The sequence below is a fragment of the Sedimentimonas flavescens genome (assembly GCF_019264375.1).
Classification (GTDB): Bacteria; Pseudomonadota; Alphaproteobacteria; order Rhodobacterales; family Rhodobacteraceae; genus Rhodobacter; species Rhodobacter flavescens.
In genome coordinates this window covers 16631-28137 of the sequence record NZ_JAHVAI010000024.1, presented here as the reverse complement: position 1 = coordinate 28137, position 11507 = coordinate 16631, and the positions used below count along the sequence as shown (strand labels likewise).

Below are 11507 nucleotides of genomic sequence, written 5' to 3'. Positions count from 1 at the left end.
GAACACGATTGGCCCTGACGGGCCAGTGCGCCATGGCCCGCGCCAGCTATGGGGGAAGCGCGCGCGCCATGGCGCACTCTCTCACCAACTGGCCTGGTTTTGCTCCGCCGCCATGGCCGACTTTTGCGCCGCCGTTGACATCGTCTGGCTCGAAGAGCAGCTTGCGACCGAAGAGGATCCGCGTTTGCGCCAGATATTCGAGGAAGACGCGGTTCGTTCGCGCAACCTGATCGACATCATCGACACTGCGCTCTCTCCAGTGCCCAAGCCCGGTTCGCCCCGCCTCCTCGGACGAAATGGGTGAGAGGTGAAGTCTGGGGAGCGGATGACTTCAGCCGAAACCGCCGGCTTTAGATGCTCCAAAATTGGTAGGCAGGGCAGAACCATCTGGACGATATCACTTTTGATCTATCAGGTAAGAGGTACCGCTTGGGAAATCATTCGTGGCGGACCTCTACCGGATCGTCTGACGTTTCATCTTTAGTTCGGGTACTATCGGCTAACATTGCAGGCTGCCGGGTTGGCTTGGAAAACGGGGCGGCTAATCGCCGCCCCGATGGATTCTCAGCGCGCCTCTTTCAACAAGCCGTGGACAATGGCGTAGCACGCGCCCAGTAGGACGACTGTGAACGGCAGGCCTGTGGAAACCGCCATGGCCTGCGACGCAGCCAGCCCACCACCCAGCAACAGTGCTATCGCCACCAAACCCTCCGAGATGGTCCAGAACACCCGTTGCGGTGTCGGAGCGTTTACCTTGCCTCCTGCCGCGACAGCGTCGATCACAAGCGAGCCCGAGTCCGACGAAGTCACAAAGAAAACGATCACGAGGATGATGCCCACGAACGACGTCAGGCCAGTCAGCGGCAGATGCGTGAGCATCTCAAACAACTTCAGTTCCAGTGCCGCGTCCTGCACGCCGGTCAGCCCATCATTCACAAGCTGGCTGATGGCGGTTCCACCCATTGCCGTCATCCAGATAACCGACAAGATCGTAGGTACGATCAGCACGGCGATCAGAAACTCGCGCACAGTGCGGCCTCGGCTGACGCGGGCGATGAACATGCCGACAAACGGAGACCAGCTGATCCACCAGGCCCAGTAGAACGCGGTCCAGCCCGAGGCAAAGTTGGCGTCTTCACGCTCGAAGGGCATCGACAGCGCCGGCAGATATTCACCATAAGCTAAGAGGTTCGCGAAGAATCCGCTGACGATTTCCAAGGTCGGGCCAAAGGCAATGATAAAGAACAACAGGATTGCTGCGAGCGCCATGTTGATCTCGGAAAGCCGCTTGACGCCAGCATCAAGGCCCGCGACGACCGAAACCAACGCCACCACCGTGATCGCCAAAATCAGCGTGATCAGCATGGGATTGGAGGTCGAAAAACCGAACAAGAAGTTCAGACCCGCTGCGGACTGTTGCGCACCGATTCCCAACGATGTCGCTAGGCCGAAGATCGTAGAGAAGATCGCCAGGATGTCGATGATGTGGCCGGGCCAGCCCCAGACTCGCTCGCCGAAGATCGGATAGAAGCACGAGCGAAGCGTCAGCGGCAGCCCCTTGTTGTAAGAGAAGAGCGCCAGTGCCAGTCCAACCACTGCGTAAATTGCCCACGGGTGCAGGCCCCAGTGGAAGATCGTGGCAGCCATGCCCAACCGAGTGGCCTCGGCAACGTCGCCTTCGGCGCCACCCAGCGGCGCCCAGTCGGTGCGAATGCCGTCCTCGCCAACAGAGATGCCGCCCATGGCGCTATCAAAATGGCTCAATGGCTCGGAGACGCCGTAGAACATCAGGCCGATGCCCATGCCCGCCGCGAACAGCATCGAGAACCATCCGATGTAGCTGAATGATGGTTCCGCTTCAGGGCCACCAAGGCGCACCTTGCCCAAGGGCGAGACGATGAGGAAAAGGCTCAGCAGCACGAAGATGTTAGCCGAGAGCAGGAAGAACCAGTCGAGATTGCTGGTTAGCCAGCCACGCATCCCTATGAACACGGGTTCGAGTTCCTCTTGGAAGGCCATCGTGAAGAAGGTGAACGCCAGGACGCCCAGTGCCGACACAGTGAACACGACCTGATGGATGTCGAATTCCAGCTTCCAAGAGCTTGTTAAATTGTCGCGCCCGATCTCATAGTCCGTCTCGATGATCTCGGTGCGGCCCTGAGGCGCTGGAACGGGCTCAACCTTGGATTGCGTATCTAGATCGGCTTCGGCGCCGGGGTCTTTTTCTGTCATCTTTCTCCTCCTCCAGATTGTTGACGCGATTCAGCGCACAACGAAAACAGAAACGTCGGCGTGCGACGCCATTTTCCCGCCGTGGGACGGCCATATCGCGTTCAAAACGTTCGGGATATGCGACGCCATTACGACGAGGTCGGCTCCGACGTCTTTAATCGCGTCGAGCAGGATGCCGTCGATCTGAACGGACGGGTCATGCGCCACATAGGTTCTCGATTCCGCGCTTTGCGGGAGTCCTTCACCAAGTCGTTGCGCTAAAGCTGAGAGCTTTTCCTTGAACTCAGTCGGATTGTGGGCGGACACTCCCGGAAGCTCCGAAGTCACCCCGACGAGTGTCAGCTTCGCTCCAAACTGCACGGCGAGCGCGAGCGCTGTTTCGATCGCCTTTCCCATGCGGTCTGCATGTTCAAGGTCTATCGGGAGCATGATGTGGGTATAGGACATGTTGGCTTCCCCTCAAGATATCTGATTTGGTTTACGCACATCGCTTTCCGGTCGCCTGTTCGGCTCACTTGCTTGGAATGCATGCGGGTTCGACGGCCTTCTGACCGCCGATTTACTTGGTGACTGGTGTCCGCCTCCTCTCCGGCACCCGCCCTTTCAGGACACCCGATTCCGCAACGATTTCTGAGACCTCGTGTTCACGGCGGTAGGCCATGACATGGACCCCGGCGACGCCCGGGATTTCGCGGATCTGCTGCATCAGCTCGATGCAGAGGCGCTTGCCTTCCTCAGCCGGTTTCGCGGACTTCTCTATCCGCTCGATCACCGCGTCGGGTATGTGAATGCCGGGAACGTTGCTGCGCATCCAACGGGCGGCCCTTGCCGAGGCAAGCGGACCGACGCCGGCTAGGATAAACACGCGGCGCTCGAGACCCAGATCGCGCACCCGCGCCATGAAGCGCTCGAACACTGGCACATCGAAAATGTAGTTTGTCTGGATGAAATCGGCACCCGCTTCTACCTTCTTCGCAAGTCGCTCGGGGCGCCAGTCGAGCGGTGGGACACAGGGGTTCTCGGCAGCGCCCAGGAACATCCGTGGTGGACGGGTGATGCGGCGGCCGGAGAGAAACGTGCCCTCGTCCCGCATGGTGCGGATCGTGCGTAGCAGCGAGAGCGAGTCTAAGTCGAACACTGGCTTGGCTCCCGGCTGATCACCGACGCCGACGCCGTCGCCGGTCAGGCACAGCACGTTTCTCACCCCCATTGCAGCAGCGCCGAGGACGTCGCCTTGGATCGCGATCCTGTTCCGGTCGCGGCAGGAGATCTGGTAGATCGTGCCGTGGCCTGCGCGGGTCAGCAGGGAGCAGATGCCAATCGACGACATGTGGCAGTTGGCGCCCGAAGCATCGGTCGCATTGATCGCATCGGCAACCTCGGCGAGCGGCCGCGCCGCCTCGAATACGTCGGCTGGATCCGCGCTGTCAGGCGGATTCAGCTCGGCAGTTACAGCGAACTGGCCGCTGCGGAGCACTCGTTCGAGGCGACTGCCCGAAACGTGACCGGGGGGCGGATCGTCGTAAGACGGCAGCCACGGTTCTGGCTTGAGTTGCTGATCGTCGTTCATTGATCTCTTCCTGGCTTGATCGCTGCAGCGGGCTCCGTCGCGAGGGGGGCCGTCGCAGGTTCATGAGCGCGGGCATCGGGGAACGCTTTCGCTATGGTCGTGCGCGATGCCTCTCGGGCCTCGCGGAGCCCGGCTGCCTTCTCACGGCTTACCCTAAGCCACGAGGATGAGCCCTCGAGGCGGCGATCAACGGGCGGCTGGACGTCGCGAACCTTGCTGCCGTCCTTCATGCGCGCGGCGCCATCCCACGCCAGGACCCAAACGCAGCGCATCTGCGGCTTTACCTCGCAGTAGCCGCCGGGGCGGACACCACCGCAGGGGCCATTACGAAGCTGCTTCGGGCAGTTCATCGGGCAGGACATTCCTGTGGAAGATAGTACGCACTGGCCACACATCTTGCAATCGAACAACAGACCTTTGGTCGCGCGTTCGATGGCAGCTATTGGACGCTCGATGCGCCCATAGCCAATGCGGGCAAACAGCGGGTCGAGCGCGACCATGGTGCTCTCGAGCCGGGCGTAGAGCCATTCGAAGGCCCTGGAATGGCGGACGGCAAACAGACGAACCCGGTACATGGCATCACCTCAATTCAAGGTCGGTTGGCGCAAGAGCGCGATTGCTTCAGGGCAGGTCGAGCGTCGTAGTTCTATGGCCGCGTGTGCGTGGCCGACTCCCCACCTATTTCGCCCCGATTGTCGGCGCCAAGGCATCGAGTTGGCCAGCCGAAAGCTCTCTTGCCGCCTCGCGCAGGAGAAACTTCTGGATTTTACCTGTCGAGGTTCTTGGGATGGTCATGAAGACGAATTGTCCGGGAACCTTGTAGGAGGCGAGATGCTCGCGGCACCAGGCGCGCAATGCTTGCGCATCCGCTGTTTGCCCTTCGGCCAGTTCGACAAAAGCGCAGGGCGTTTCGCCCCATTTTTCGTGTGGCATGGCGACGACGGCCACGACGGCGACGGCGGGATGGCGATAGAGTGCCTCCTCGACCTCGATCGAGGAAATGTTCTCGCCACCCGAGATGATTACGTCCTTGGACCTGTCCTTGAGTTGGATATAGCCGTCGGGATGGATCACGCCGAGATCACCGGAATGAAACCAGCCGCCTTTGAAGGCCTCATTCGTGGCTTTTGGGTTGCGGAAGTAGCCCTTCATGACGACATTTCCACGAAACATGACCTCGCCCATCGTCTTGCCGTCGCGTGGCACAGCGCGCATCGTGTCAGGGTCGAGCACGTCCAACTGCTCCAACGGCAGATAGCGTACACCCTGACGAGATTTGAGCGCTGCCTGCTCGGCGCGGGGCAAGCACGACCAGGCATCATGCCAGTCATTGACCACCGCAGGACCATAGGTTTCGGTAAGCCCATACAGATGCGTGACATCGAACCCCGCGTCCCGCATGTCGGCCAGCAGCTTTTCAGGCGGTGGCGCGGCTGCTGTGAAGAACTGCACGGTCCGGTTAAGATCGCGCTGGACGTCTTTAGGCGCCGAAATCATCAGCGACATGACGATCGGCGCGCCGCACAGATGCGTCACTCCTTCATCGGCCAGAGCATTCCAGATCGGCTCGGCTCGCACCTGTCGCAGGCAGACATGGGTGCCGATGATCGCCGAAAGAGTCCAGGGAAAACACCAACCGTTGCAATGGAACATCGGCAGGGTCCAGAGATAGACGGCGTGCTTCCGCATCCCCGTCGTTAGTGCATTGCCTTGCGCCAGCAGATAGGCTCCCCGGTGGTGCGACACGACGCCCTTCGGATCGCCTGTGGTGCCTGAGGTGTAGTTGATCGAGATCGCGTCCCACTCGTCCTCGGGCATCAGCCAAGCGAAATCAGGATCGCCGCCAGTTAGAAACTCCTCGTAATCTGTCGCTTGGACCGATGTCGGTGGGCCGTCGAACTCGGGATCGTCGTACTGGATCAGGACGGGCGAAACCTTGGCAATCGTCAGCGCCTCCTGAAGCAACGGCATGAACTCCCGATCGACGATCACGACCTTGGACATGGCGTGGTCGAGCTGAAACGCGATGATCGACGCGTCGAGCCGCGTGTTGATCGAATGCAGCACTGCGCCACACATCGGCACGCCGTAGTGGCATTCCAGCATCGGCGGCGTGTTTGCCAGCAGCGCAGAAACCGTATCTCCGCGCCCGATCCCCTTCTGGGCCAAGGCCGAAGCGAGTTGCCGCGACCGGGCATAGAACGCGGCGTAACTGCGCCGCAGTTCACCATGGACGATCGCAGTATGATCGGGAAATACGCTGGCTGCCCGCTCCAGAAAATTCAGCGGAGTGAGGGGCTGGTAGTTCGCAGGGTTGCGATCCAGATCGGTGTTGTAGGGGTTGTTCATGGCCTTACTTGTCCTGCCAATGGGGCGCACGTTTCTCGATGAAGGCTCCGATGCCTTCCTCCGCGTCGCGGGCGAGCATGTTCTCGACCATCACGCCGGAGGCATAGTCATAGGCTTCGGCTAGCGTCATCTCGCGCTGCGCGTAGAAGGCGCGCTTGCCGGTCGCCAGAGTCATGCTGGACTTGGACGCGATCTTGCGCGCCATTTCCATCGTGATCTCGGTCAGGGCTTCGGCTGGAACCGCGCGGTTCACAAGCCCGATGTCCTCGGCCCGGCCAGCAGAGATCATGTCGCCCCCAAGAAGCATCTCCATTGCGTGCTTGTTGGTCACGTTGCGCGACAGCGCGACCATCGGAGTGGAGCAGAACAGCCCGATATGGACGCCTGGCGTGCTGAACTGGGCGCCCTCGGCCGCGAAGGCGATGTCGCAGCTGGCAACCAACTGGCACCCTGCGGCGGTGGCGATGCCGGAGACCTCGGCGATAACGGGTTTGGGGCAGGCGACGATCGCCTGCATGACCCCGGAACAGGCCGTCATTACTTTGGTGAAATAGGCTCGGCCTCGGTCTGGGGCGGCTCGGCCAGCGGTCATTTCCTTCAAGTCATGGCCGGCGCAAAAGGCCGGACCGTTTGCTGCAAGGACGATGACCCGCACCTCCGGATCGGATCCGGCCTTGGCGAAGGCGCTGCCCAGTTCGAATAGCATAGCCTCGGACAAGGGGTTGCGGCGGGCGCCGTCGTTCAGGGTCAGGCGCAGGATGCCGTCGGCATCCAGGTCACGCAGCAGGATGTCGCGCTTTTCCACGGTGCGGGTCCTTCTTGGGGCTTAGAGGATATTCATCTCGACGCTGTCCGCGAGCGAGTTGGCGATGAAGCAATAGCGATGCGCGCGATGTTGCATCTTCTCGACTTCGGCAGGATCGACGTTGAACCCGGTGTCGAAGCGCACCACAGGGTGCAGATCAATCTTGGTTACTGACATCTGGCCCTTGGGGTTCTTTCCCAGATGAGCCTCGGCGTAGTCGTGGTAGCTTGCCACAGGCCATCCCGCCTTGGCGGCCAGCGCCAGGAACGTCATCATATGGCAGCTCGACAGCGCGGATGCCAATGCCTGCTCGGGGTTGGTGTTGTTGGCGTTGCCACCCCAATCAGGGGCGGCATCTACCAAGACCTCGTGGCTGTCATTGTAGCGGACAGTGTGCTCGGCCGAGTATTTACCGGTTTCCAGGACCGGAACCGAGCGATGCCAGTGAAGTTCGATCGAGAGGTTGGACATGGTGTGGTTCCTTTGTTGGGCGGTGCAATCAGGCAGCCGCGAGCGCCTTTTTCGGGTCGAAGAAGGGCACCTCGACCACGGTGGCCTGTACCACGCCATGAGGCATGGCGACCTGGACCGTGTTGCCGAGTTCCGCATGCTTCACGGACACCATGGCCAGCGCGATATTCTGTTTCAGCCTTGGCGAGTAGACCGCCGAAGTCACCTTGCCGATGGTCTCACCGTTCCGGCTGATCGCCCAGAATTTGGTGTTGGGCCCTTTCAGCGGCGCGCTGTCGATGACCAGACCCACCTGTCTGCGGCTGACGCCTGCTTCCTTGATGCGGCGCAACGCGGCCTTGCCGATGAAATCGGCCTCAATGTCAAGGTTCACCAGCCGGCCGAGGCCAAGTTCGAAGGGGTTGGTGTTGATGTCGGCGTCGGCGTGATAGGACAGCATGCCGCCCTCAATCCGGCGGATCGAAGACGTGTGGCCGGGCTTGAGGCCGAAAGGCTCTCCAGCCGCCATGATCTTCTCCCACAGTTCGTCACCGCGCGATCCATCCTGCAGGTACAGCTCATAGCCCAGTTCGCTGGACCATCCGGTACGCGACACAATCAGCGGAATTCCGTCCAGTTCAAGTTCGCGCAGCCAGTAGTACTTGAGATCCATGATGTCGTCGCCGAAGAGCGCTCGCATGATCTCGCCCGACTTTGGACCCTGCAATTGAAGCGGAGAGACATCGGGTTCACCGATCTGAACGTCCAGGCCGGAATTGATTGCCACGCCTTGCGCCCAAAGCAGGATGTCGCTGTCGGCCAGTGAAATCCAGTAGTGGTTCTCTGCCAGGCGCAGCAGGATCGGATCGTTCAGAATTCCGCCGTCGGCATTGGTGATAAGGACGTACTTGCACTGCCCGACCGCCATTTTCGAAAGATCGCGCGGAGTAAGCACCTGCACGAACTTTTGGGCATCCGGCCCGGTGATCTCGACCTGACGCTCAACGGCGACGTCGCACAGGATCGCTTCATTCACCAGGTTCCAGAAGTTCTGTTCCGGGTTGCCGAAGTCGCGGGGGATATACATATGATTGTAAACCGAAAAACCCTTTGCACCCCAACGCACGGTAGCGTCGAAGTAGGGGGATTTGCGGATCTGGGTGCCGAAACCGAAGTCGTCTGCTTGTACCATTGCGTGTCCTTTCTGGGCCGCAGGCCGTATCGCCGTTGAGGATTTGAACTGGAAGACAGACTAGCGCTGGACGCCGTTGGCATGTGGACTGGAAACACGCCGCAGAAAGACCAAACGGGCTTTTGTCAGGTGCCGCGAAGTCTGTTTGGTCTGCAGCGTCTAGCGCCTGCCCCTAGGGAGCTGATCCGTCAGGTTGGGCGGGCAGAATCTATGTGGCGAGTCACGATGTGGGGCATGTGGCGCCCCGAGCTCCAAACCATCTTTGGGTTGGGTTCCCACCAGGTCCTGAAAACCGGCCGGCGTCGGCAACAGAGCGACTCTCTGTGCCTGCCAGGACTTGCTGAACTCAGCGCGCGGTTATCACCTTTGGTCTGCGTCAGACATGAAGAAGAGTTGCGAAGTACATGTCATGGTAGATCCGCTCTCCCTCTTGGGAGAACCGCGTTGAACGTTCAGCATTAGCCCCTTTGCCCTGCGTGAAACGCACAGCAAGATAAAGGTTAGTCTCGAGGAATCTGTAGAACCCACACTTTGCGGTTTCGAGCGGTATGTTGCGCGCGGGGGGCGATCATGCACCGCTTTCGCCGATCCCGACCACGATGCTGGTGTTTTCGTGCCCCATAGCTGTCGGAACAATATCCGCGAGGCATCGTATGAGAGCGCGAATGAATGCGTTTGGCAGACCCTCGTCTCGGTGACGCGGAGGGGATCCGCGCCTGAGTTACGCGCGGCCAATAAATCTCGGCAGTCTGACGCAGTTTTCCAAGGGGCGAAGGCGACGGCTGCGCGGGACTTCATGCTCTCTATATTATCGACTGGTCATAATCGAGGCGCGCGCGGAAACCTGTCCCGCACGCGCCTGTGTCCGGCTCAAATCCCGTCCGGTCAGCCCATCCGCTCGGAGCCATATTCTCCCGGGCTTGCGGGGAAGACGACGGTCTTGTCTCCATTCAGGAACACCCGATGATGGATATGCGCATGGATCGCGCGGGCCAGAACCTGGCTTTCTACGTCGCGGCCGAGGCTGACATAATCGTCGGGCGATTGGGCATGGGTGACGCGGATCGTGTCCTGCTCGATGATCGGGCCCTCGTCGAGGTCGGCGGTGACATAGTGCGAGGTCGCGCCGATCAGTTTCACGCCGCGCTCGAAAGCCTGCTTGTAGGGGTTAGCGCCCTTGAACGAGGGCAGGAACGAGTGGTGGATGTTGATGATCCGGCCCGACATCTTCTTGCACATCTCGTCCGAGAGGATCTGCATGTAGCGCGCCAGAACGATTAGCTCGGCGCCCGCGTCCTCTACCACGCGCATGATGGCGGCCTCGGCGGTGGGCTTGTTTTCCTTGGTGACCTTGATGCAGTGGAACGGGATGTCGTGGTTCACGACGACCTTCTGATAATCCATGTGGTTCGAGATCACCGCCACGATGTCGATCGGCAGCGCGCCGATGCGCCAGCGGTAGAGCAGGTCGTTGAGGCAGTGGCCGAAGCGCGACACCATGATGACGACCTTGGTCTTCTCAACCACATCATGGAAGGAAAACTCCATATCGAAGCCGGCGGCAACTTCGGGGAATTCATTTCGTAGCGCCTCGAGCGTCACACCCTCCTCGCTGGTGAAGCAGGTCCGCGTGAAGAAGCTATCGGTGCCGACGTCATCGAACTGGGCGGCATCAGTAACATTGCAGCCGTGCTTGGCAAGGAATGTGGCGATGGCTGCGCCTACGCCGCGGCGGTGCGACTCGCATTTCGCATTAAGAACGAACTTGTTCATCTTTTGAGGTTACCTTTTCAACTGATCTGGAACGATGCATCGTCTATGCCGCACAAGTGGCAGCAGGCCGACAGGGTGTTCGCGAGGAGGCAGGCGATGGTCATCGGCCCGACGCCGCCCGGAACCGGAGTAATCGCGCCGGCTACACGGCTGACGCCTGTGAAATCAACATCACCCACTATCTTGGTCCTCGGACTTCCATCTTCCTGCAATCCCTTTTCGGGCGCAGGTACGCGGTTGATGCCCACGTCGATCACGGTTGCGCCGGGCTTGATCCAGTCCGCCTTCACCAGTCCCGGAACGCCGACAGCCACGACCACGATGTCGGCGAGACGCGCGAGTTCCGGGATGTTGGTCGACGATTTGTGCGCGATCATAACCGTGCAATCCGCATTGAGGAGCAACCGCGCCATGGGCTTGCCCACAACATTCGAATGGCCGATCACCAGCGCGGTCTTGCCCCGCAGGTCAGGGTGACGGGCGCGTAGCATCAGCATGCATCCAAGCGGCGTGCAGGGCACGATCGCGTCCTGACCGGTGCCGACCATTCCGACGTTCGCGATGTGAAAGCCATCCACGTCCTTTCGTGGATCGATCGCGTTTATAACCAAGGTCGAAGGTAGATGCTTCGGCAACGGAAGTTGGACCAGTATCCCATGCACTTCAGGATCCTTGTTGAGCCTCTCGATGAGGCCCAGCAGTTCCTCTCTGGTCGTGCTCTCGGCCAGCCGATACTCAAAGGAATTCATCCCCGCATCCACTGCCTGTTTCCCCTTGGAGCGCACGTAAACTTCCGACGCCGGATCGTTGCCCACTAGCACGACGGCAAGGCCAGGCGTGATCCCGTGCGTCGCCTTCATCTTCGCAGCTTTTTCGCGGACCTCGCGACGAACGTCTTCGGCATGGGATCTGCCATCAATTATTTCCGCTTCGTGGAGTTTTTCGACTTTGTTCATCTGTTTTCTCATCCTCCCACAGGCGGAGTCGATCCGCGGCGGCTCGCCAGAACTTTAGGAAGACTTAGCCTCAATGCCGTAGTGAACGCGGACTGAAATCATTCTGCCGAAAGACCGTATGGTCCTTTCTCAAACCCTATTCAGGCCATTCGGTCGGCTTCGGTCGTAGAGGTCAGCGTA

General features: G+C 60.1%; 11 protein-coding genes. 1 reads left to right on the top strand and 10 read right to left on the bottom strand.

Annotation, left to right across the window (positions count from 1 at the left end):
- Positions 1-304 (top strand): hypothetical protein (locus tag KTQ37_RS15710; protein WP_218631458.1); only part of this gene is annotated, 304 nt, incomplete at its 5' end.
- A 260-nt stretch (positions 305-564) separates the two neighbouring features.
- Here KTQ37_RS15710 and KTQ37_RS15705 read toward each other — a convergent pair.
- From KTQ37_RS15705 to folD, 10 genes are all read right to left on the bottom strand, one after another.
- Positions 565-2232: a BCCT family transporter gene (locus tag KTQ37_RS15705; RefSeq protein WP_218631457.1), complete on the bottom strand. Its 1668-nt coding sequence runs from the start codon at positions 2230-2232 to the stop codon at positions 565-567.
- A 30-nt stretch (positions 2233-2262) separates the two neighbouring features.
- Positions 2263-2679: a universal stress protein gene (locus tag KTQ37_RS15700; RefSeq protein WP_218631456.1), complete on the bottom strand. Its 417-nt coding sequence runs from the start codon at positions 2677-2679 to the stop codon at positions 2263-2265.
- A 112-nt stretch (positions 2680-2791) separates the two neighbouring features.
- Positions 2792-3802 carry a methylenetetrahydrofolate reductase gene (locus KTQ37_RS15695; protein WP_218631455.1) on the bottom strand — a complete coding sequence of 337 codons (1011 nt, stop codon included), beginning with the start codon at positions 3800-3802 and terminating at the stop codon, positions 2792-2794.
- Complete coding sequence (locus KTQ37_RS15690; protein WP_218631454.1) at positions 3799-4377, bottom strand: methylenetetrahydrofolate reductase C-terminal domain-containing protein; 579 nt, start codon at positions 4375-4377, stop codon at positions 3799-3801. Before KTQ37_RS15690 ends, KTQ37_RS15695 begins: the two co-directional genes overlap by 4 nt.
- 103 nt (positions 4378-4480) lie before the next feature.
- Positions 4481-6151, bottom strand: a complete 1671-nt coding sequence (locus KTQ37_RS15685; RefSeq protein ID WP_218631453.1) for an acyl-CoA synthetase — start codon at positions 6149-6151, stop codon at positions 4481-4483.
- 4 nt (positions 6152-6155) lie between these two features.
- Positions 6156-6956, bottom strand: a complete 801-nt coding sequence (locus KTQ37_RS15680; protein WP_218631452.1) for an enoyl-CoA hydratase — start codon at positions 6954-6956, stop codon at positions 6156-6158.
- A 21-nt stretch (positions 6957-6977) separates the two neighbouring features.
- On the bottom strand, positions 6978-7427 hold the full coding sequence (locus tag KTQ37_RS15675; protein WP_218631451.1) for an OsmC family protein: 450 nt from the start codon (positions 7425-7427) through the stop codon (positions 6978-6980).
- 28 nt (positions 7428-7455) lie between these two features.
- Positions 7456-8598, bottom strand: coding sequence for a glycine cleavage T C-terminal barrel domain-containing protein (locus KTQ37_RS15670; RefSeq protein ID WP_218631450.1), 1143 nt, complete (start codon positions 8596-8598; stop codon positions 7456-7458).
- Between the two features lie 885 nt (positions 8599-9483).
- On the bottom strand, positions 9484-10371 hold the full coding sequence (gene purU / locus KTQ37_RS15665; protein ID WP_218631449.1) for a formyltetrahydrofolate deformylase: 888 nt from the start codon (positions 10369-10371) through the stop codon (positions 9484-9486).
- Positions 10372-10388: 17 nt separating this feature from the next.
- Positions 10389-11327 carry a bifunctional methylenetetrahydrofolate dehydrogenase/methenyltetrahydrofolate cyclohydrolase FolD gene (gene folD / locus KTQ37_RS15660; RefSeq protein ID WP_218631448.1) on the bottom strand — a complete coding sequence of 313 codons (939 nt, stop codon included), beginning with the start codon at positions 11325-11327 and terminating at the stop codon, positions 10389-10391.
- Positions 11328-11507 lie beyond the last annotated feature (180 nt).

Excerpts from the sequence above, each read along its gene's own strand:
- KTQ37_RS15705 (WP_218631457.1), bottom strand. The coding sequence starts at position 2,232 with ATGACAGAAAAAGACCCCGGCGCCGAAGCCGATCTAGATACGCAATCC.
- KTQ37_RS15700 (WP_218631456.1), bottom strand. The coding sequence starts at position 2,679 with ATGTCCTATACCCACATCATGCTCCCGATAGACCTTGAACATGCAGAC.
- KTQ37_RS15695 (WP_218631455.1), bottom strand. The coding sequence starts at position 3,802 with ATGAACGACGATCAGCAACTCAAGCCAGAACCGTGGCTGCCGTCTTAC.
- KTQ37_RS15690 (WP_218631454.1), bottom strand. The coding sequence starts at position 4,377 with ATGTACCGGGTTCGTCTGTTTGCCGTCCGCCATTCCAGGGCCTTCGAA.
- KTQ37_RS15685 (WP_218631453.1), bottom strand. The coding sequence starts at position 6,151 with ATGAACAACCCCTACAACACCGATCTGGATCGCAACCCTGCGAACTAC.
- KTQ37_RS15675 (WP_218631451.1), bottom strand. The coding sequence starts at position 7,427 with ATGTCCAACCTCTCGATCGAACTTCACTGGCATCGCTCGGTTCCGGTC.
- KTQ37_RS15670 (WP_218631450.1), bottom strand. The coding sequence starts at position 8,598 with ATGGTACAAGCAGACGACTTCGGTTTCGGCACCCAGATCCGCAAATCC.
- purU (WP_218631449.1), bottom strand. The coding sequence starts at position 10,371 with ATGAACAAGTTCGTTCTTAATGCGAAATGCGAGTCGCACCGCCGCGGC.
- folD (WP_218631448.1), bottom strand. The coding sequence starts at position 11,327 with ATGAACAAAGTCGAAAAACTCCACGAAGCGGAAATAATTGATGGCAGA.